Origin of the sequence: Ehrlichia ruminantium (assembly GCF_009728835.1) — a bacterium.
Lineage (GTDB): Bacteria > Pseudomonadota > Alphaproteobacteria > Rickettsiales > Anaplasmataceae > Ehrlichia > Ehrlichia ruminantium_B.
In genome coordinates, this window is sequence record NZ_CP033455.1 from 1,085,306 (window position 1) to 1,110,485 (window position 25,180).

Sequence of the window (25,180 nt, forward strand, 5' to 3'; positions counted from 1 at the left end):
TCATTACTCCACACAAAAACTTATTCTAAGGATTTTATATATGCTATCAAATCTGCTATATCTTGAGGTTTCGAAATCCCAGCAAAGGCCATACGCGTACCCTTAACATAAGCTTGAGGTTTCGTTAAAAACTGAAATAAATCTTGATACTCCCATGTTCCACCAGCACTAAGCATTGCTTTTGAATAATTAAAAGCATCCCCTAAATGAGCCTTTTTATTACCTACTATATGCCACAAATTTGGACCTACTTTATTTGCTCCACCTTTTTCAAAAGTATGACATGACACACATTTTTTTGAAACTTCCTTCCCTTTTGCTATATTAGCTTGGGCTATAAGAGCCTGAATATCTACTTGCACATTAGCAGCAGTTGCATCTTGCACAGAAGCATTCTGTTCTTGTTCTATGTCTACCTTATACCCTCTTGCCGGTTCAGTATGGGTACTCGGATTATATAATAAATCCGTTACATTACTAACAAACAACACGATAAATGACGCAAACAAAATGGCTGTAATCTTTTTGTTGAAATTAAACCCATCCATATTATTCTGCAGTTCTAGCTTATAACTAACTATAATCGTATCGTTCTAGGGTAATATAATAGTTAACTATAGTCAACAAATAACATGGCTTTTTAGTAACATATAATTTAGATAATATTTCAATTTCCTAACAAGATTTATAAAAATGCAGAACATCATCTCAATACTTGAAGCAGTAATTTTAGGATTTAACAACACATAATAGTCTTTTATATGAAAAAACAGATTCTATAACTTTTTATGTTTAATACAAAAAAACACGTTGAGATTTATAACATCCATACAGTAATCCTTTGCTAATTATAAAGTTATTTATCACTATTTTTGAATCAGAACTACTCCCAAATCACAATTATCCCTTTAATATTAAATAAAACTACAATGGCAGCAATATTATAAGCAAAGTAAAATCCAGTAGGAAATAATCAAAACCTAAGCAATGAAAAAGTAACATAATACTAAGTTGTAAATTTATAATTACATCTTAATAATCACTATACAAACTATACCCAATTTATACCATACAAGTATAACCCATACGTCTTTTAATTCATTGTTACCCAAGTACTTAGGAAAATACATCAGCTGAAACAAATTATAAGTAATTTATTTAAAACTATATAGTACTTAAAAATGTTTTTATTTTAATAAATCTTAGACATTTTTTATAAGCAATATTATATCGCTTATATTTCGTGCAAGATTATCATCCCAATAATCACAAACACACCTATTAAAATTAACCATTACTCAATAAATGGTTATGTATACCAAATCTAGACTTCATACAAAATCTAGCTTAAGTATATATATAAGTTATTCCTTCTTATACAACATGTTAATACCACTTGCTGGTCTTTTAATAAAAAAATACTTTATACTAAACTATATATGGTAATAACCTCTTAAAAAGAACAAAAATCAACTATACTTCATATAACATTAAGTTACTTCTTCTTATGTAACATGTTAATACCACTTGCTGATCTTTTAATAAAAAAATACTTTATACTAAACTATACATGGTAATAACCTCTTAAAAAGAACAAAAACCAATTATACTTCATACAACATTAAGTTACTTTTTCTTATACAACACATTGATACCATATACTGACTCTTAATAAAAAATATTTTATACTACACTATATGGTGATAACTTCTTAAAAAGAACAACTAAAAAACTCTAAGACATATAGTCATGATACAATTAATAACTAACAACAGTGACTTAGAAAAACACGAACACTGCTTACAATACTAATATCTTATGCTTTATAATAACTGTAGTAATCTAGAACCTTATAAAATCATTTACGCAATCACATAATACTTAAAAAAAGTAACAAGAGGACAAATGCAACCTGAATGTTTATGCAAACAATTACTATAGTGTTACAATTATTAAGTATACAAAGCACAATTAGACTTACATCAAGAGTGGGCGATAACAGACTTGAACTGCTGACCTCCTCGGTGTAAACGAGATGCTCTACCAACTGAGCTAATCGCCCTATCACATATCTTTATAAACTATAAATAGTTTAACTGCAATTAAAGAATTATAAATCCAAATATTTTTCAACAAAACCATGAATTCCTGACTGATTACATGCAGCAATAATGGTATTAACCATTAAAAATGCAATAGTCATAGGACCAACACCACCAGGAACTGGAGTAATGGCTGAAGCTATTTTACTAACCTCATCAAAGTCTACATCCCCTACAAATTTTTTAGTTCCATCTTCTTCTATAGAATTGATACCTACATCTATAACAATTGCTCCATGTTTGACCCAGGAATACTTAACAAAACGAGGTATTCCTACAGCAGCAACAAGAATATCAGCTCTCTTACAATAATCTGGCAAATCACGAGTAGCTGAATGAACAGTAGTAACTGTACAGTTTTCACCTAATAACAAGCAAGCCATAGGCTTTCCTACTATGTTTGATCTTCCTATAACTACAGCATCAGCCCCAGATAAGTTACGAGTTATAGTTTTTATTAAATAAAGGCATCCCTGTGGTGTACAAGGAACTAAACAATCTTTTTTCTGCCCAGTAAATAACCTACCCACATTTTCATTATGGAAACCATCAACATCTTTTTTAGGATCAATAGTATTAATAATCAGATTCTTATCAATATGCTTAGGCACAGGTAACTGTACTAAAATCCCATGGACACCATCATCATTATTAAGCTGATGGATCTTTTCAATTAAACTACTCTCAGATATTGTACTAGGAAGTACCATAGTTTCAGATTTAAGCCCTAACATTTCTGCTTTTCTCTGCTTATTACGCACATATAATTGACTTGCAGGATCGTCTCCAACAAGTACAACTATTAAACATGGTGTCAGACTATGCTGCACCTTTAAATCACTAATACACGTAGCAAGAGTGCTGGTAATACTATCACCAACCGCCTTTCCACTTACAATATTCCCTGTCATAAGAGCTTAAACATTTTTACCACATAACCTAAAGGTTAGTGCATTTTACAGAAAATTTCAATAAACATTAACAATATATTTTATAATAATCATAAATCAGATTTTATATGCTATAATAATAATATATTAAATCACCACTTTACAACATTACATATATAACATTTTATCATTAAATTACATTATCCATAGAATTATATAATACAAAAATATTTTGATAACGTTATTTAGCATTATAATTTATCCTACTTTATACACAAATTACCATTATTTATCATAATCACATCATAACAATAATTTATAGTACCAAAATTTCAATTACTCATGTATTGTCCAAAAACTAGTGTAGTACGTTTCACAACATGCTAATCCCATTTTACAAATATACCATGTAAACAAGGTAATACATATTATACAACCCAAGCATTATACTCATCTTTACTGATCACTGAAATTCTATAAATTCATTTCTGATTGATAAACACATAACAAACTCATCTAATCTCAATTTCTTATACATTCTACACAATATTATCAAATAATAGACCTCATATTATATACTTGATAAATTCTAATCACCTAAAAATTCATCGTTTTTATAAGCATCATAAAACATATAAGGTAATGATAACATTGAATCACATCTCAAGCATGTATTAAATAAGTAAAATTCCGTTGATATAAAAAACTATGAGATAGTAAATAAATCAAGTTTACTTGATAAATATCTAGCTTTTTAACCATACAAAAATTTATTTTTAAAAGCCTCCACAATATCACACAGTACAATTATACCAATATTTATAGGAGAGATTTTATAGTTAAAATAGAGAAAATTTTTTCCTTGAATTACAGAGAATGAATAAAATTTAGAAGATCTTTTTCAAAAATTACTACATCAAAGGATAAACAACAAAACATTAAATTTTTCTTCAACTAGCGTTATTTATAAATATACAGAAAACTTATTTCTCAACTACAAACTACATGTAATAACTTCTCACAACCTGTTCAAGACACATTTTACGGTGTGTCTTTAACTTTTCTGCAATAAAAATACTCTTTATTTGTTGGACACTTTCTTCAATATTGTGATTAACAATAATATAGTTATAACGATAACAATGACTAATCTCAAATGCAGCTTCTTTTAATCTTTGATCAATTATCTCACTTTTCCCACCTCTATTATATAGACGTCTTTTCAATTCTTCAATAGATGGAGGCAATATAAAAACACTCACTACATGTTCACTCATAATATCAATTAACTTAAATGCACCCTGCCAATCTATACTCAACAATATACTAATACCATTATTTATATTCTCCATGACAAATCTACGAGGAATACCATAATAATTTCCAAAAACTTTAGCATATTCTAACATCTGATTTGCATTACATAAGTGATGAAACTCACTTTCACTAACAAAAAAATAATCCCTACCTTCTACTTCTTCATCTCTAGGTGCACGAGTAGTTACAGAAACTGACCGAACAATCTCATCCTGTAATTCACTAACTAATAACTGTGATATAGTAGTTTTACCTCCTCCAGAAGGAGAAGAAAGAACTAACAAGACACCCCTACTTTTTAGATTATTATTCACTGCATACTTCCTGATAAAAGATTTACTACGATTATAAATACAATCTCATATAATAATACAGTACATTACAAATTATTTAACAAAAAGAAAATTATTCATGATTTTTGTCTATATAATTTTTTCTTGCAAACTAAAACCATGATTAAAAAATATTTTTTATTTTGCAATACAACGCAACATATGTAAAGCTCATTGAATGTGTTTTATTACCCTGTTATTCTAGAATCAAATAATTGTTATATCAAGAAACTCTTTATTCATATAAAAATACATATCTTTATAGTAGCAAATGCTCCACTAAATATGTATATACTTAATATCTTATGTGTTAAATAGACATTATAAATTCCATTAGTTGATTAACCATTACACAATTTAAAAATTGTCAAAAACATTTCTTACCTTACAAAACTAAGAATTGTTACAAGTACATACTTTTATAAACAGTAGTAGGTAACCTAACACTTAATCACACTACATCACCAATTACATCAATGTAGGCCTACTGAAACATTATATCACTCACAACACTACCATGATTATCACTTACGAATAAAACCTAAATTACTGAATACATTATTCTCATATATATAAAACCACATCATCACGTACATCACACCCACAAATTAAACCCACACATATACGATAACAAATCTTACCAATATCACAAAACTTACAACAAGTAACTTTGATTTATTCATAACTACACATAAATATTTATTTAATCAAACAACCCTACAATTAATTTCTCTTAAGTTGATTAATGTATGTAATCTTAATATTAGTAAGATACATTAAATAATACTCCAGACATTATAAATACAGAAATAACAATCATGAGTATTTAAATCAATACAGATTAAAGATTTAAACTCTCTACTATCTTAAACTAAAAGACAACAATTATGTTTTAAATCTACACCATCCTTCTAAAACACAATTGTAATATACATTATACATTGTACTTACAAGTTAAAAGATAAAATAGCTAGTTATATAACTTTTATTTACATATTTATACATTGCTTGGTATTACAATCTGTGATACTTTTACCTACCATTACTACCTTGTTTATATGCTATGACTAGTTTCGTTCGTTATACAAAACTAATTCTACCATATGTGGTATTTTTATTTATTATCTGTCTAGTATGTAGTTTATATATGGTATTCATTGCATCTCCTGCAGACTATAAGCAAGGAGAATTCGTAAGAATTATGTATATACATGTACCATCCGCGTGGATATCCCTAGGCTCATATACATTGATAGCAGTGTTAAGCTTTGCAGTGTTAATTTGGCAAAACACTATAGCAGGAATTATATCACATGCAATTGCACCTTTAGGTTTAGTGTTTACAGCCATATGTTTGATTACAGGCAGCATATGGGGCAAATGTACCTGGGGTACATGGTGGGTCTGGGATGCACGATTAACATCAGTGTTAATTTTATTCTTTCTTTATTTAGGATACTTATCGTTATGGCATTTTTTTGATAATGAAGCAAGATCAATAAAAGCTGCGTCCATTTTTGCAATATTCAGCGCAATCAACATTCCAATTATAAAATTTTCTGTCAATATATGGACAACATTACATCAACCTGCAAGCATATTACGAAAAAATGGTATAGCTATAGATATTTCAATGCTTATGCCTCTTATTTCGATGTTCATAACACTTGGGTTATTGTTTTGTATATTATTAATATTAAGATCACATACATTAATCAACTTAAGAAAAATCAATTGCAGACTTGCTTTACTAAATAATATGTTTTGAGAGGACAACATTGATAGGTAGTATTACAGGTACTATTGAGGAAATACATGATACTTACATTATAGTAAACGTAAGTAACATAGGGTATATAGTATACATTTCACACAAAGTGCTACAAACCTGCAAAATAGGAAATAATATTAAACTCTACATAGAAACTTACGTTAACAGAGACAACATAACACAATTATATGGTTTTTTAAACAGGCAAGAACAAGATTACTTAAGAATGCTAGTCACAATAAATGGTATTAATTACAAAACAGCACTTTCAATACTAAGTAAATTATCACCTGAACAGATCTTCTATGCAGTAGTAAATAATGATAAAGCAGTATTTAAAGGGAATGGTATAGGAGATAAGCTTGCAGGACGTATAGTAACTGAATTACAATATAAAATCAATAAAATACCTATAGAAGAGACATTCCCAATAGAAAACGACGATGCCCTAGCTGCACTTATAAGCTTAGGATATGAAAAACTAAAAGCTTTTAATGTAATACAGGGGATAAAATCCCAATTTCCAGGTGCTAACACGCAAGAACTAATACGTAAAGCATTACAAAAGCTTTCTTAATAGAAAATACATTAAAAAATTAGAATACTCTAAATAATAATAAGTATTTTGCTTCAATAACATTTCCTACAGTGAAGAACAGTACAATTTTACACTGAATTACTTAATACATACATGACAAATTTGGACCAAATCTATTTACTACTCATTTTCATAAAATATTATTGTTTAATAATGTACACAACCTCTAACTACCCAAAAATGCAGTTATTAATTTGTCATTCAAACACCACTGGTACAATAATAAAAATATTACATAGTTAATAATAAATAAATTACAACGCCATCCTATCTATTGCTAATCATGCACATAACTTAACCATTAAAAAAACTTAGCTGATTCTCAACATTACATAACCACTACAGTGACAAAGTACATTACAACCTAATAATAAATACACTACAATACATTCCAACTATTGTGAATCATGCATATAACTTAACTATTTAAAAAACTTAGCTGCTTCTCAATATTACACAACCACTACAGTGACAAAGTACATTACAACTTAATAATAAATACACTACAATACATTCCAACTATTGTGAATCATGCACATAACTTAACTATTTAAAAAACTTAGCTGATTCTCAATATTACACAACCACTATAGTAACAAAGTACATGACAATCTAATGATAAATAAACCACAATACATTCCAACTATTGTGAATCATGTACATAACTTAACTATTTAAAAAACTTAGCTGATTCTCAATATTACACAACCATTACAGTGACAAAGTACTATACAACTTAATGATAAATAAACTACAATACATTCCAACTATTGTGAATCATGTACATAACCCAACTATTTAAAAAACTTAACTGCTTCTCAATATTACACAACCACTACAGTGACAAAGTACATTACAACCCAATAATAAATACACTACAATACATTCCAACTATTGTGAATCATGCATATAACTTAACTATTTAAAAAACTTAGCTGATTCTCAATATTACACAACCACTACAGTAATAATAGAAATACTCCACATTTTATCACAAATACACTGCAATAACTTCCGGTTATTTTCTATAAAAATACCCACTAACATTATTCTTACAATTAAAAAAATATGTTTAATAGTCACAAACATAGACACATCACTAATAACAATTTTCCTATAATGATATAAGTATAGGCTTATATTAATTGAATATATTATAAGTTTTAGAAAGCAAAAAATACAATAATATATACACTGAAGACCAATATAACTAAGTTGTAATTATACAGCATTATAGGTACTTGCACTTTTTACACCTATATGTAAAAAGAAATTGAGATTTGTTTTCTTAAATTCTGCTTACAAAAAGCCAAATTATTTATATATGTATTAATTAGTATGATCTATTATTCAATAATAAATTAATAAAAATAACATCTTAAACTTAAGATATAAAATATAATTTAATGTGCTATCATACAAAAAGTTACAATCATAACAAAATAATGAGCATTTATGAAAGATATATTGCAAAGTAGTGAATGTATAGAAGATCAACAAAATATTTCAATGAGACCAAATCTTCTTGATGAGTTTATAGGGCAAAGCAGTGTAGTTAGTAATTTAAAAATTTTTATAGATGCAGCTTATGCACGAAAAGAAGCAATAGACCATATTTTGCTATACGGACCACCAGGGCTTGGCAAAACAACATTAGCACATATAATAGCTAAAGAACTAAAAGTAAACTTTCGATCAACAGCAGGACCACTATTGAGCAAAGCAGGAGATTTAGCAGCAATATTAACCAATTTACAAGCTAGAGATGTATTATTTATTGACGAAATCCATCGTTTAAACCGTAATATAGAAGAAATATTATATGCAGCAATGGAAGACTTTTCTTTAGACATAATAGTAGGTGAAGGATGTGGAGCAAGAACTTTAAGGGTAGATTTACCACCGTTCACATTAATAGGAGCAACAACACGAATAGGGTTACTTTCAAATCCTTTAAGGGATCGCTTTGGAATACCAATGCATTTAGAGTTCTATTCCACTGAAGAGTTAACAAAAGTAATAAAACGTGCTGCAAAAGTCATGAAAACTAATATTTCTAGTAACGGAGCAGAAGAAATATCCTTAAGATCACGTGGTACACCCAGAATTGCACTAAGATTACTAAGACGTATTCGAGATTTCATGTCAGTTACAAAACAAGATACCATAACCCATGAATTTGCTGATCAGACACTATTACGCCTGGGCATTGATAAACTTGGACTAGATAGACAAGATATAAAATATCTACAATTTATACATGAAGCTAATAATCCAATAGGAATAGATACCATATCTTCCGCACTGTCAGAAGACACTGGCAACATAGAAGAAACTATAGAACCATATTTAATCAAAATAAACTTTATACAACGTACACCACGTGGTAGGATAATCACCCAAAAAGCAATATCTTATCTAAACGAACAAATATATAATACATAACTAAATATCATCACAAAATTATAGATAAAGTATTACCTGATATATACAATTAATGTTCTACTGACTACATATACTCCATACAAAAACAGTAATACCATAACACTCATATACATTAACCAATATTACAAGTAACTACGTAATATATAAAATATCTCTCACAAAACTTTTGCATACAGATTTATATACAAACTTAAATACCTTTTAGATTCATATAGACTTTTAAACACTAAGTACCATATTCCTATAAAATGCTTGCTACAATATACTAAGTTTACGGATATTCTACTCTAGAATATATAATACAACTATATAAATATAACCAGATTTTAAAATAATCAATATAAACACCAGTCACACTTCTTTAACAACAGTTCTAACAATTAGGTAATTGCCCTCATGACAATACAGAAGATTTCAAAATAATACATAAACTCATAATATACACACTAACTACACTGTCAAAGTATTTACACATAATAACTCTGAGAACACAACATTCCTATCCATCTTCACCTGCTTAAAAGTAACTTGATAGTATTTAACCAAACAACCACAATAGTTTCCACCACAACATGCTAAGATTTTACAGTAATATATCAATTGAGAATATACTACACCAGCTATAAATACATTGTATAAAAACATTAACCCATTATAACCCTAAGAATACAACATTTATATTCTTTCCCACTAACTTAAAAGCAGCTCTATAATATTTAAATAAACAATCATAATAGCTATTCCACCACAACATACTAAGATTTTACAGTAATACATCAATTGAGAATATACTACACCAGCTATAAATACATTGTACAAAAACATTAACTCATTATAACCCTAAGAATACAACATTTATATTCTTTCCCACTAGTTTACAAGCAGCTCTGCAATATTTAAAAACAAGATTCCTAAATAATATATACCTATAAATGCCTTGAATTATTGACTATCGATAAATAGCCAACTTAATTTCTAAAATTATAAAACAATACTTACTTAACACCTTATGTCAAAATGACACAAAATATGACTTATACTAATACACAGTAACTCATAACAAAATTTTCTAACATTGTAATACTAAAAAAACCTTCTTCCATAAAGTACCTTTAATAACTAATATGCTATAACAACATTAAGCGATTAAAAAGTCATACTAAAATAATTTTAATAACAATCAGATTACAATAACATAAAAAACAGTACCTTAAATACTATACCACCCTCTTAATATTAATATCACAATGTTATACACCACACAATTACACTTTTTCACAACAACTATTATGAAAATTTATAACAACTACACACTAAATATTTTAATTTAAACCACCCAACTCGACTTCTCACAACTAACATAATAGATTAATATTTTTGAGGCGTTTAAAAAACCTACTAGAATCTACAACATTATCAAAAATAGGACTAAATTTTTACATCTAGAGATCTCTTGTTGGTTACCTTAAGAATTACGTACACAACAATACATAGTATAGAGCAAACTATAGGAAAGATTACTACAGGAACTAAAGTTCCATTATAGAAACAGCTTAAAATATAAATTCCAATAGCACCAAAAATCGTTTGCAAACATAAAATAAACGCTGAACCTATACCTGTCTCTTTAATTTCAGAAAAAGCACAAGTCATATTATTTCCAAGAATAAATGCAATACCCATACCAGATGGAATCCACATAATTTCTGCTAGCAGAGGAGTTATTTCAAACATCTGGTATAAAATAAGAACACCAGAATCCGATAAAGTAGTTAAAACTAAACCTAGAATCAACATATTACTCATCCCAAATCTTGTAACAAACCTTTGGTTGATCACAGCTCCTATAATATATGCTGTTACATTAATCGCAACAAAGTAACCATAGTAACCAACAGGTACACTCATATCATTTATGAAAATAAATGGCAGACTAGCTACACATGCCCAAATCCACATAATAGTAAGACTATGAATTAAAGCAAAGCCACAAAATCTGTAGTTACAACAAAGTCCCTTATACTTACACATAATTGATCGAAAAGAAATATTACTACCAGATCGATCAACAACCAATGTTTCTTTTAGAAAAACAAACAAACATATCAATACTATCACAGATACTATAGATATTATTATAAAAAGTATGTTCCAATTATATCCATAAGATATTATTGTACTGCCTAAAATCGGTCCCAATACTGGAGAAAATGCAGTTACTATGTTTACTATAGAAATATTCTTAGCACATTCATCACCTGAATACATATCCTTAACAATAGCATACCCAATAACCCCAGCAACACCTGTGCCAAAGCCCTGAATAAAACGCACAACAATTAACATTATAATGTCATGAACAAAGCAACATGCTATACTTGCTATAGTAAATATCATAATACCTGACAACATAACAGGTCGACGTCCATAATAATCAGACAGGGGCCCATATAACAAACCTGAAATAGAAAGTCCAACTAAGTTAAAACTAATTGTAAGTTGTGCAACAGAATAACTTATATGAAAAAAATCACTAATTTTTGGTAAACTAGGCAAATATATATCTGATGACATCTCAGCCATCACTATCACTATAATAATAAGAACTAAAATATTCCTTTTAAAAATTTTCATAAATAAAAAACTAAACCCTCAATTAATAACATAACACTAGCATAAGCCAAAGCTATAATAGCTAGGCTTAATTTCATCTTAATGTAACATAGTAATAGAAAAACAACACCAGCAGTATAAAAAACACTACTCCCACAAAACTATGGTTATGCTAAATTATACATATTATTCACAATAAAAATAGTACTTACATATAAAACTTAAGTTAACAACATAAGCATAATACTATTTAATCGGTAAAAGTACAATATCAGTAAAATAAACTAATTATAAATATCCGCTTGAACTATACAAAATTAATAAAAAAGTACAACATTATGAATTCTATATTTTTTATTACATATCTACTTTTATACTATATATACTTTTTTCTCGTGATATAATTGATAACTGTTAGTTACCCACACAAAAAAATTATGCCTGGGTTAATGTACTACATTACATAAATATCCTAACACTTTGCTATGTCAAAATGTTTATATATATTATGATATTCCCTTTATAATATATAAATATCCCATTAGAGATGACTAAGCTATAATCAATAGTACTCACTTTACAACATAACTATAAGCAATACATATCTTATTAAAAATACCAAACTGATAATTTCTTTTATCAACACAATGTACACTACAGGATCATAATCTTATATATCAGACAATTTACATACTAAAAATAATTTCTAACTATTAAGCCTACACAATACTCTTTAATTACCTTGTACTACAAAACCATGTCTCAAAAGTCTTTTTACATCACAATACTTGCTAACGTAGCCATTCTTACAAAACATATTATTATTGATTATCCTTTTTTAAACATAATGACATGCTACAGTATCGTAATTTCACATACTATAACTTACACATTTAAATAATTTTCAATTATTAAAGTCCATACAACACTCTTTAATTACCTTGTACGACAAAACCATTTCTAAAAAGTTTTTTTATATTACAATACTTGCTAATGTAGCCATTCTTACAAAACATATTATTATTGATTATCCTTTTTTAAACATAATGACATGCTACAGTATCGTAATTTCACATACTATAATTTACATATTTAAATAACTTTCAATTATTAAAGTCCATACAACACTCTTTAATTACCTTGTACGGCAAAACCATTTTTAAAAAGTTTTTTTACATCACAATACTTGCTAACGTAGTTCTTCCTATAAAACACATTATATTGATTATCCTTTTTTAAACATAATGACATGCTACAGGATCATAATTTTACATACTATAATTACATATTTAAATAACTTTCAATTATTAAAGTCCATACAACACTCTTTAATTACCTTGTACTACAAAACCATGTCTCAAAGTCTTTTTACATCACAATACTTGCTAATGTAGTTCTTCCTATAAAACATATTATATTGATTATCCTTTTTTAAACATAATGATATGCTACAGGATCATAATTTCACATACTATAACTTACATATTTAAATAACTTTCAATTATTAAAGTCCATACAACACTCTTTAATTACCTTGTACGGCAAAACTATTTCTAAAAAGTCTTTTTACATTACAATACTTGCCAATGTAGTTCTTCCTATAAAACATATTATATTGATCATCCTTTTTCAAACATACCTATATATTATAGGATTGTGGTTTTACATACCTAAACATACATATTCAAAATAACTGATATCCAAGTCCTATGTATACTCTTTTGCTGCAGGGTTTTCTCTTGCAAAAACACTATCCATACCAATGACTCTTACTAAAAACTTAACCTATTATACTATACAACTCATACAGTATCATAATGTCTACTTAAATGTACCACAATATTCCTTTATAACAGTACATAACTAAATAATTCTGCAATAACAACAGATTAATACACTATAAAATGACCATTACTTAAGTTTATAATACAACCTGTATACTACATATTTATTACACAAACCTTCCGCAACAAGCTTTTACAAGTGCAAAGACCAGCTATATACACAATAACTCAACTTTACACATTAATCAGTTTACGTACTATAACAAAGCACCCAGCTTTTTAATATAGGGCCAGCTTTCTTTACATTACCTCTGTAATTTACAAGCACCTACTTCATATTATCCACCTAATAACAAGTTACCATTTTGAACTGTCCTATACAAGTCTACACACTATAAATACCATTTTATTTAGATGCTAAAACATCCATTAATTCTCTCCATTCTCTTTTACCAATGCCAGTATCTTCCCTAGCAACTTCTTCTCCTGCAATTAGTTTTTTTACAACATTTAATGCACTTTTTGAAAAACTTTGAGATTCTAAACAATATTCAACAAACGCTGCATAAGTCAATGGTACCCACTTTTTGACAATTTCTAACATAGTCTGTGCATAAACCCTAATCTCATACTGAGCATGTACATCAGACCTCAACCTCAGAAAATGTAATAAATTATGTAAATCTATTTTCCAATACCATTCAGTATAATAATTTAGAGTAAGATTAATACGCGATATTTCTCTTGAAACACCTTTATCTAAAAACTTATTATAAGTTTCATAGACCATATTAGAATCATTTTTCAAAAGGTCAATCACATATTGAGCATCCTCATCAGATAAACTATTTCCCCTACCCTGCGCATTATCCTCAGATTGAGTGGCTACTTGATCAAGTTCAGGAACATAGAATTTATGATCCAAAACAGAATACCTAGCAGAATATTCATTAACATTTGCAGTTCTATGACGTACCCACTGTCTTGCAACAAATATAGGCAATTTAATATGAAACTTGATCTCACACATTTCAAACGGTGTAGTATGCGAATGACGCATCAGATAATTAATTAATGCAGCATCTTGGCTTACACTTTTAGTTCCTCTTCCATAGGATATTCTAGCAGCTTGTACTACAGATTCATCAGACCCCATATAATCTATTAACCTGACAAACCCCTGGTCTAAAACCTTATATTCCTTATAAAGTATCTCCTCCAATTCAGGAACAACTATACGTTTTGTAATTTCTGACTCCATAACCTGCCATATTTTAATTATTAATACTTAATACTAACAATTGGTTACATTAGATCAAGTTTAAAAATATAACCAGACATTATAGAATATTTCACACACATACAAATGCATAATAAGAAAAATTACTATACTTTTTTAAGTTCAATACACACAACTATAACTCATAACTTACGTATTTCACTAATATTCACAATCTTCCTACAGGAATCTATACTTTAAAACTCAAATGTCTACTAAATAGAGACCTTACACATATCCAAAAACGTAAAATACAAAGAATTACCTGTATTTACTTAAGTCCAACATATACAACTATAACTTTATAGTTTATGCAGCCTACTACTTTTTACAAGTTCTATACAAATTTATACTATCTATATTTCAAATGTTGATTAAATAGAAACCTTACATATCTCCAAAAATGTAAAATACAAAGAATTACCTGTACTTACTTAAGTCCAATATATACAACCATAACTTATGGTTTATACATCCTACTACTTTTATAAGTTCTATACAAACTTATATTATCTATATCTCAAATGTCTATTAAATAGAAACCTTACACACATCCAAAAATGTAAAATACGAAGAATTACTTGTACTTACTTAAGTCCAATATATACAACTATAACTTATGGTTTATACATCCTACTACTTTTACAAGTTCTATACAAACTTATATTATCTATATCTCAAATGTCTATTAAATAGAAACCTTACACACATCCAAAAATGTAAAATACGAAGAATTACTTGTACTTACTTAAGTCCAACATATACAACTATAACTTATAGTGTATACATCCTACTACTTTTACAAGTTCTATACAAACTTATATTATCTATATCTCAAATGTCTATTAAATAGAAACCTTACACACATCCAAAAATGTAAAATACGAAGAATTACTTGTACTTACTTAAGTCCAACATATACAACTATAACTTATAGCGTATACATCCTACTACTTTTATAAGTTCTATACAAATTTATACTACCTATATTTCAAATGTTGATTAAATAGAAACCTTACACATATCCAGAAATGTAAAATACGAAGAATTACTTGTACTTACTTAAGTCCAACATATACAACTATAACTTATAGCGTATACATCCTACTACTTTTATAAGTTCTATACAAATTTATACTACCTATATTTCAAATGTTGATTAAATAGAAACCTTACACATATCCAGAAATGTATTATAAACAAACTACCAATACCTATCTAATCCTAACATATACACACCCACATAGCTAAGACCAATAATTTATGCACCTTACATGAAATATACTATATATAAATTTAAACCTTATACTAATATGCCATATAAATATAATAAATATACATATACTTCATATCAAATAAGTAAAGATAAAGACTGCATACCCACATTACATAATATTACACCTCATTTACACCTAATTAAAGATTGTTATTAAGTATTTAACAAAAAAGCTATAAAGCTACTCACAAAAGCTACCAATAATATATATAAGAATTTACCCAGATGTTTCATGTTAAGGCACATTATCATCCAATACTAAATAATTGTTTTAACAGAACCCAAATCTTGAAAAAACACTACTATAGTACATAATAAATAATTTACGGGATAATTCTCATGTAATGTAATTGATGAGTAGATATACAACAGTAGAATTATTATAATAAAAACGTTCGACAACAACCTAGATTCAATTACTCTTTCTATCTTCTTACCATCATTTGCTTAATATTAGCAATCGCCTTAGCAGGATTTAAACCCTTAGGACAAGTATTGGTACAATTCATAATAGTATGGCAGCGGTATAATTTAAATGCATCATCAAGCATACTCAACCTCTTATCTGATGCTTCATCTCGACTATCAATTAACCATCTATATACTTGTAATAACGCAGCCGGTCCTAAATATTTATCTGGATTCCACCAATAACTAGGACAACTAGTACTACAACATGCACATAATATACAATCATAAACTCCATCTAACTTACTCCGGTCCTTTATACTCTGCAATCTTTCCTTATCATGACTAGGTTCCTCAGCTTGCATCCATGGAGTAATGGACTCATATTGTTTGTAAAAATTACTTAAATCAGGTACTAAATCCTTAATGACATCCATATGTGGTAAAGGATAAATCTCAACATCTGACTTAATATCTGATATGGCTTTTGTACATGCTAGAGTATTAGTACCATCAATGTTCATTGCACAAGAACCACATATACCTTCTCTACACGACCTCCTGAATGTTAATGTAGAATCAATTTCATTTTTTATTTTTATAAGCGCATCAAGAACCATCTGTCCACATTGATCAAGATCTATAAAAAATTTATCAATTCTTGGATTACTATCATCATCCGGAGACCATCTATATATTTTAAAACACTTTACATTTTTTGCACCTTCAGGAGCATCATATACTTCTCCATTTTTATTAATCTTAGAATTCCTAGGTAAAAAAAACTGAACCATAACAAACCCTTTTACACAATTCCTATACGGATAACTAATATACTCTTTTCTGCGGAGGGAAATATTGAACATCACTTGTTAAAGTCGTCTTAGCAACATCCTTATATTTGATTTCTACAGAACAATTATTAGCATCATACCAAGCTAAAGTATGCTTCATCCAATTTTCATCATCACGGTCAGGAAAATCTTCCCGTGCATGAGCTCCTCTACTTTCCTGACGGTTTGCTGCACATTCCATAGTTACAACTGCCTGTGGCATCATGTTAGTTAACTCTAACGCTTCAACCAGATCACTATTCCATATCATGCTTCTATCCTGTATGACAATCTCAGGCATAAGTTTAGCTACATCCTTAATCTTGACTTTTCCTTCATCTAACACTTCTGCTGTGCGAAAAACAGCTGCATGATTTTGCATAACATGCTGCATTCTACTACGTACTTCTGCAACACGTAAACTTCCCTTAGCGAACCTTATTCCATCAAAACGAGCAATTATTTTTTCTTCATTAGCTTTGTTTATAGGAGCATGCAACATTCCAGGTTTTATTAATTCCTTAGCTTTAATAGCCGCAGCTCTACCAAAAACAACTAAGTCAAGTAATGAATTAGAACCTAAACGATTTGCACCATGTACAGAAACACATGCTGCTTCTCCTATTGCGAAAAGACCAGGTACGATTTTTTCTCCATTACTCGTTAATGTAATAACTTGACCATAATAGTTCGTAGGAATACCACCCATATTATAATGTACAGTTGGTAATACAGGTATAGGTTCCTTAGTTACATCTACTCCAGCAAAAGTACGAGCAGTTTCACTAATACCTGGTAACTTATCATGTATAACTTCTGCTCCTAAGTGAGATATAGATAAATATACATGATCTTTGTTAGGCCCTACACCACGACCTTCCCTAATTTCTAGAGTCATAGCTCTGCTAACAACATCACGAGATGCCAAATCTTTAGCTTTTGGAGCATAACGCTCCATAAATCTTTCACCTTCAGAATTAATTAAATAACCACCTTCCCCTCTACATCCTTCAGTCATTAAACATCCTGACCCATATATTCCAGTAGGATGAAACTGTACAAATTCCATATCTTCCAAAGGTAAATCAATACGAGAGACCATCCCACCACCATCACCAGTACAGGTATGCGCACTAGTTGCAGAGAAATATATTCTACCATATCCACCTGTAGCAAGAACAACAGTATGAGCACGAAACCTATGCAAATTTCCATCACATAATGACCATGCAATCACACCCTGACACTCACCAGTTTCACTCATTAGTAAATCAATAGCAAAATATTCTACAAAAAACTTAGCATTGTGCTTTAAGGATTGCTGATATAGAGTATGAAGTATAGCATGACCAGTCTTATCAGATGCAGCACAAGTACGTATTGCTGGCTTACCCTTACCAAATTCTGTAGTCATACCACCAAAAGGACGCTGATATATTTTACCATCACTAGTACGTGAGAAAGGTACGCCATAACGTTCAAGTTCAATGACAGATTCTGCTGCATTTTTACACATATATTCAATAGCATCTTGATCACCTAACCAGTCAGAACCTTTGACGGTATCAAACATATGCCATCTCCAGTCATCTTCAGTGACATTACCCAACGCAGCACTAATACCACCTTGAGCAGCGACTGTATGACTTCTTGTAGGAAAAACTTTAGATATGCATGCAACAGACAAGCCAATAGAAGTCATACCAAAAGTTGCCCTTAAACCAGCTCCTCCAGCACCTACTATTACAACGTCATACTCGTGGTCTATAATACTGTATGCAGAATTAGACATTACAAAAAACGATATTTACAAAACAATAGAAAACATAACTAGGCTACCATAATAACACCGTGAGTCAACATAATTTCTATGTTAAAAAAGTTTCATAATATACTCACAGCTTTACTAATAAAATTAAGAACAAATATCGTCACTCAACTTTATATATTGCTCAATATAATAATATCAATTATCTAATATTCAGATTAAGAAAAAATAAATAATCAGTATTATAACAAATACATCGTATATATTGGGGCAACATTATACTTAGGTATACATTATCATACCATAATGTTTATGTTTATTAAAGGCAATCTATACATATACAATATATTAAAAGATCAAGATAATGAATTTCTGATATATCAACATAATTTTAGAATACTCTACTATCTATATAAAATACTATTAGTAAATAAAATACATGTAACAATAAAATGACTTTTATATCAGTAACATAATTTCATATTTCCAATAGTAGTCCAAATGATACACAATAAGATATTATCAATTTACAAGCAACTTTTATAATTTTCAGTAATTTATAAATATTACCATTATCAAAGTACTTAATCCTTTGCATTCACCTATATAATCTAAATAACACACATACTAATAATAAAATAATCACTGAATACTGTTATAACAACTCAACCTAATTTTTTTCTTTTACACACACCAATAAAATTATAAACACTTACTACAAGAAATATCTTTATATACAATCATTGTGCTCTTACACTTATATAATTATAATATACCCTTAACATCCAAAATAAATTGATAACAAAACTATCGGGAAAATTATCTAAACTAACTAAAATATATGAAATACACATATTCAAAATATTTGACTAATAAATTACACACTTATGTCGCGACACACAACAAACAATAATATTGATAAATGCATAATTATCATTACACATAATTAAAACATACAAACAGATTCATTTCACACTAAACACTGACATACAACTCATAATAGTCTACTGACGGAATATATTTATCAGTTTACTAAGCAAAACGTCAAAAATTTATTTTAGTAATCATGTTTATTATGTACTAATATTAGATGGTTATAATATGTAATCCAATACCACACATATATAAGCCATAAATAAAAATTAATACCTAAAAACAGTCCATAGCAATCATATGACTAAAAGAGGTGATCTAAAATTTCCCACAATATTAATACTGATCAACTAGAACTACCATTTGAAAAATTTTCATTTGATAACTGCAATTTTGCTAATTTACTATATAATCCATCTTGTTTGGCTATCAACGACTGATGAGTACCTACATCATCTATATATCCATTGTTAAACACAATTATCTTATCAGCCTTAACAACAGTTGATAGCCTATGTGCTATTATCAGCATTGTTTTATTACCTTTTAAATTATCCAAAGCATCATGAATTAACTGCTCATTCTTCGAATCCAGAGATGATGTTGCCTCATCTAATATTAATATGTCTGCATCTTTCTTGAGTACAGCTCTTGCTATAGCAATCCTTTGTTTTTGTCCTTCAGACAGACATAACCCTCTTTCACCAACAAAAGTATCAAATTTATCAGGTAGGCTTTCTATAAAATCAAGAATACAAGCTGTTCTTGCTGCATTCTCTACATCTTTATATGCAGCATCTGATACCCCATATTTTATATTTTCTAATATAGTACCAGAAAACATTATAGGATTCTGAGGAACAACAGAGAATAAAGAACGTAAACTACTCAGTGATAACTCTTTTATATTTATACCATCAATACTTACATTACCAGATGTAATATCATAAAAACGTAACAATATATTAGTAATAGTACTTTTACCACTCCCAGAAGGTCCAACTAATGCAACAACTTGACCTTTATCAATAGAAAATGATACTCCTTTTAACGCAGGATCATTTTGCTTGCTAGGATAATAAAAAGTTACATCATTAACTAGGATTGAATTTTTTAATCCATGCACGACTTTAGGACTTTCTATTTCATTAATATCCAATGGCATTGATAATATTTTTGAAATATCTTCTGAAATTCTTACAGCCTTCTGTATATCATGAAGATTATCCCCCATATTATTTACTGATCCAGCAGCTATTGCAGCATAAAATATAAATGAGAAAAGAGAACCAACAGTAATGTTATTATTCAATACTTCTCTAATTCCTAAAGATAAAACAAGGCCTATCGAAGTCATAGCAGAAGTAATAATCAAAGTTACCAATAATGCACGTAGAATAATATACTTATTTGTGATATTTAACGAAATACCTAATAAATTAGCAAACTTTTGTTTTATAGTATATTCTTTAGAGAAAGATTGAATAACAGAAATACCACGATAAGTCTCTTCAACAAATGATGTAATTTCATCAGTTTTTAATCGTACCTTTTGTGATAGAGATTTTACCTTCTTACCAAGAGACGTCAAAATCACCAAAATAATTGGTATTACTACTACAGTATATGTAGTTAATTTAAAGTTAGTATGTACTAGCATTACAACACTACCTAATAAAGTAGTTGCATTTCTTAATATTGTTGACATACTAGCACTTAATATTACCTGCAGTGCTGATGTATCAGCCATCAAACGTGTTACTAAGCTTGAAATACTATTATTCTCAAAAAACCTTGGAGAAAAATGTATTACTTTGTTATATAAGTTTAATCTAATCCCAGTAATAACCCTCTCACTTCCATAACCTGTAAGCCACATCCGTAGGAAAGAAGTCACTCCAACTATCAAAACTACTACTAACAGAAACAGTAACGCATTGTTTATAGACGTAACACTGGACGTTGTAACCCAAGAATCAACTAAGTTATGTAAACCATACCCAAATGCTAAAATCGTAACAGAGGAAACAGCAACTACTAGATACGCAAATATAAAGTATAACAGGTGAGGCTTTACAAATTGAAATAATATTTTCATTTTCTATATCATAATATTAAATAACATATTAATTTCAGATCTTAAGAAGTTAAATAGTTCATTATTGTTAGAATTAATCCAAATGCCTAAGGATTTATCATAACTAAAACGTACTGATCCACTAATAGGAGAAGCAATCCAAATTTGCATAGATGGTTCATGTCTACTAACAATATACACATTACCTTTACCATCAGATATATTAACTACTCCATCAAAATTTTCACATTCCAATATTCCATCTATATCAGCATTATCTATCATACTGACCAAAGTATTTAGCATACTACAAGATAAATTTTGAAAATCAAATACACACAAGGAATTTGACATTTATACTTCCCATAAATATTATGGCCAAATAAACTACATTTAACTCTAACAATAATGAACTGTATTACAATATCTTAAAAAAAGAACAAATAAGCTTACCATTTTTTTTCATTAATAATATTATTTAATAAAAAAATCAAGCTATTTATGAGATATCCGAAAAATAAGTATCACATTATTTAATAAAATAATTAAACTCTGAAAGCATCAGTTAATTCTTTCACCCTTTTGATGACATCTTGTTCAATAGATAACCTGACATCATCAGTAGCTTTTAAACTATCAACAACATCACATACCATATGACCAATCTTTTCAAACTCTGGTTCCTGTAATCCCCTAGATGTTTCAGCAGCACTACCAAATCTTAATCCAGAAGTTACAAAAGGTTTTTCTGGATCAAAAGGAATAGCATTTTTATTGCAAATTATTCCCAACCTTTCCAAAGCAAGCACCGCATCTTTTCCAGTAACAGCTTTAGGACGTAAATCAACAACTACCATATGAGAATCTGTACCACCAGTCAGTACATTAAGACCACGTTCTTGGAATACTTTAACCAATGTTTTAGAATTCTTAATTATCTGCTTTGCATACTCCTTAAATTCTGGCTTTAACGCTTCCCCAAATGCTACTGCCCTAGCAGCAATAACATGCATTAGTGGACCTCCTTGCATCCCAGGGAAAATTGAAGATTGGATCTTTTTAAAAATATCTTCATGATTTGTCATTATAACTGCACCCCTAGGACCACGTAAAGTCTTATGAGTAGTAGATGTAATGACATGAGCATATTCAATAGGTGAAGGAAATTCCCCTGCAGCAACTAATCCAGCATAATGAGCTATATCAGCTAAAAGATAAGCACCCACTTTATCAGCAATTTCTCTAAATCTTTTAAAATCTATTCTACGTGGATAAGCAGAAGAACCAGCAATAATTAATGATGGATTATGCGATAAAGCAAGCTTTTCAATCTCATCCATATCTATCATACCAGTATCACGATCAACTTGGTATTGTATAGCATTAAACCATTTACCAGAAATACTAGGAGCTGAACCATGAGTTAAGTGCCCACCACAATCCAAGGACATACCAATTACTGTATCACCTGGTTTAAGCAAAGCGGCAAATACTCCTTGATTAGCCTGAGAACCAGAGTGTGGTTGTACATTTGCAAACTTACATCCAAATAATTTACATAAACGCTCTATTGCAATATTCTCTATAATATCTGCAAAATGGCAGCCACAGTAATACCTCCTACCAGGATAACCTTCCGCATATTTATTTGTAAATATAGAGCCTTGTGCCTGTAAAACTGCTTTACTGACAAAATTTTCAGATGCTATTAATTGTAGCTGAGAATTTTGTCTATTCGATTCGTCAGTAATACATTGAAATACTTCCGTATCTACATCTTGTAAGTCATAATCTGAAATATATCTAACCATAGTAATAACAACCCCTGTATCAACATTTATAAAATTAAGCCTTAACAGCGTATTACAAGACTAGGTATAAAAGTATATTATTGACTTTCTTCCTGATTTTCTATTCTCTCTTCAGTACTATTCCCATCATCTGATACGCTACTAAGTATTGAACTTTCAGTTCCTGTAGTATTTGCTGCCTCATCATTAGTTTTCTCTTTTTTCTTTTGCTTTTCTAAATGCAATTTTTGCGCTTGCATAGCCCCAAGATCATTTTTTACAACATAAAGCATTATAGGAACCACAAGCTCAGGATGAAGTTCCAAATTAACTACATACTCACCAATATATTTAATTACAGAATGAAAAAATATGTTATGGTAGTGTATGTTATGCCCCTTATCAGACAACAATTTAGATATACACTTTGGAGTCACTGACCCAAAGAGCTTTCCATCATCAGCAGCTTGTCTTATTATCACTAAAAACTCATTTTGTAAAGACAATTGTAAAGCTTTTGCAGCTTCTAATTTTTCTAAATTTTCTTGTTGAATAGATACACGCTGCTCTTCTAAAATCTTTAGATTTTCCTTTGTCGCCCTAACTGCCTTTTTTTGCGCTAACAAATACCTAGCATATCCCGGCTTTACTTTAGTAACTACCCCTGCTTTGCCAAGATTTCTAACACTCTCTTTGAGGATAACTGATAACATATTAACCTATAAATAAAAAACTAACAATAAGGCAATAGAGCTAAATAACGTGCTCTCTTTATAGCAGTAGATAACAACCTTTGTTTTCTAGAAGAAACTGAGGTAATCCTGCTTGGCAAGATACGCCCATATTCTGAAGTAAACTTGGATAATAAAGCTTTATTCTTATAATCTATATCCTCATTTGAACACTGCTCTAACGGACAAGCCTTAGACCTTCTAAAATATGGTCTCTTCAAATAAGCTAGAGGAGAATATGCTGTACCACCTGAGTTATTAGAATTTGTCTTCTTACTTTTTTTCAACATAAT

Annotated in this window: 15 protein-coding genes and 1 tRNA gene; 3 read left to right on the plus strand and 13 right to left on the minus strand. The window is 29.4% G+C overall.

Annotated features, from left to right (window positions below; genetic code table 11):
• Positions 1–20 precede the first annotated feature (20 nt).
• The 4 genes from EDL80_RS03730 to gmk form a co-directional block, all read right to left on the minus strand.
• Entirely contained in the window at positions 21–548 is a 528-nt protein-coding gene (locus tag EDL80_RS03730) for a c-type cytochrome (protein WP_158406838.1), read from the minus strand.
• A gap of 1,441 nt (positions 549–1,989) precedes the next feature.
• Positions 1,990–2,062: transfer RNA gene (locus EDL80_RS03735), tRNA-Val, on the minus strand.
• A 48-nt stretch (positions 2,063–2,110) separates the two neighbouring features.
• The gene (gene folD, locus EDL80_RS03740; RefSeq protein ID WP_158406839.1) at positions 2,111–3,013 is read right to left on the minus strand and encodes a bifunctional methylenetetrahydrofolate dehydrogenase/methenyltetrahydrofolate cyclohydrolase FolD; all 903 of its coding nucleotides are present in this window, start codon (positions 3,011–3,013) and stop codon (positions 2,111–2,113) included.
• A 980-nt stretch (positions 3,014–3,993) separates the two neighbouring features.
• A complete protein-coding gene (gene gmk / locus EDL80_RS03745) occupies positions 3,994–4,623 on the minus strand; it encodes a guanylate kinase (protein WP_158406840.1) in 630 nt (209 codons plus the stop codon).
• Between the two features lie 1,081 nt (positions 4,624–5,704).
• Between gmk and EDL80_RS03750 the strand changes: the two genes are divergently transcribed.
• The 3 genes from EDL80_RS03750 (at position 5,705) to ruvB (ending at position 9,455) form a co-directional block, all read left to right on the plus strand.
• Positions 5,705–6,409: a heme ABC transporter permease gene (locus EDL80_RS03750; protein WP_158406841.1), complete on the plus strand. Its 705-nt coding sequence runs from the start codon at positions 5,705–5,707 to the stop codon at positions 6,407–6,409.
• Between the two features lie 10 nt (positions 6,410–6,419).
• Positions 6,420–6,989, plus strand: coding sequence for a Holliday junction branch migration protein RuvA (ruvA, locus tag EDL80_RS03755; RefSeq protein WP_158406842.1), 570 nt, complete (start codon positions 6,420–6,422; stop codon positions 6,987–6,989).
• A 1,476-nt stretch (positions 6,990–8,465) separates the two neighbouring features.
• Positions 8,466–9,455, plus strand: coding sequence for a Holliday junction branch migration DNA helicase RuvB (ruvB, locus tag EDL80_RS03760; RefSeq protein ID WP_158406843.1), 990 nt, complete (start codon positions 8,466–8,468; stop codon positions 9,453–9,455).
• Between the two features lie 1,428 nt (positions 9,456–10,883).
• On the opposite strand, the gene EDL80_RS03765 is transcribed toward ruvB, so the two are convergent.
• The 9 genes from EDL80_RS03765 to rpsR all read right to left on the minus strand — a co-directional run bounded on the left by EDL80_RS03765 (position 10,884) and on the right by rpsR (position 25,177).
• Positions 10,884–12,089 carry a multidrug effflux MFS transporter gene (locus EDL80_RS03765; protein WP_158406844.1) on the minus strand — a complete coding sequence of 402 codons (1,206 nt, stop codon included), beginning with the start codon at positions 12,087–12,089 and terminating at the stop codon, positions 10,884–10,886.
• A 2,169-nt stretch (positions 12,090–14,258) separates the two neighbouring features.
• Entirely contained in the window at positions 14,259–15,113 is an 855-nt protein-coding gene (gene thyX / locus EDL80_RS03770; protein ID WP_158406845.1) for an FAD-dependent thymidylate synthase, read from the minus strand.
• 1,719 nt (positions 15,114–16,832) lie between these two features.
• The gene (locus EDL80_RS03775; RefSeq protein WP_158406846.1) at positions 16,833–17,609 is read right to left on the minus strand and encodes a succinate dehydrogenase iron-sulfur subunit; all 777 of its coding nucleotides are present in this window, start codon (positions 17,607–17,609) and stop codon (positions 16,833–16,835) included.
• A 34-nt stretch (positions 17,610–17,643) separates the two neighbouring features.
• The gene (sdhA, locus tag EDL80_RS03780; RefSeq protein WP_158406847.1) at positions 17,644–19,440 is read right to left on the minus strand and encodes a succinate dehydrogenase flavoprotein subunit; all 1,797 of its coding nucleotides are present in this window, start codon (positions 19,438–19,440) and stop codon (positions 17,644–17,646) included.
• Between the two features lie 1,195 nt (positions 19,441–20,635).
• On the minus strand, positions 20,636–22,387 hold the full coding sequence (locus EDL80_RS03785; protein WP_158406848.1) for an ABC transporter ATP-binding protein: 1,752 nt from the start codon (positions 22,385–22,387) through the stop codon (positions 20,636–20,638).
• Positions 22,388–22,390: 3 nt separating this feature from the next.
• Complete coding sequence (gene cyaY / locus EDL80_RS03790) at positions 22,391–22,720, minus strand: iron donor protein CyaY (RefSeq protein ID WP_158406849.1); 330 nt, start codon at positions 22,718–22,720, stop codon at positions 22,391–22,393.
• 191 nt (positions 22,721–22,911) lie between these two features.
• On the minus strand, positions 22,912–24,177 hold the full coding sequence (gene glyA, locus EDL80_RS03795) for a serine hydroxymethyltransferase (RefSeq protein ID WP_158406850.1): 1,266 nt from the start codon (positions 24,175–24,177) through the stop codon (positions 22,912–22,914).
• A 77-nt stretch (positions 24,178–24,254) separates the two neighbouring features.
• Entirely contained in the window at positions 24,255–24,869 is a 615-nt protein-coding gene (gene rplI / locus EDL80_RS03800) for a 50S ribosomal protein L9 (RefSeq protein ID WP_158406851.1), read from the minus strand.
• Between the two features lie 20 nt (positions 24,870–24,889).
• Positions 24,890–25,177 carry a 30S ribosomal protein S18 gene (gene rpsR / locus EDL80_RS03805; protein WP_158406852.1) on the minus strand — a complete coding sequence of 96 codons (288 nt, stop codon included), beginning with the start codon at positions 25,175–25,177 and terminating at the stop codon, positions 24,890–24,892.
• Between the last annotated feature and the right edge of the window lie 3 nt (positions 25,178–25,180).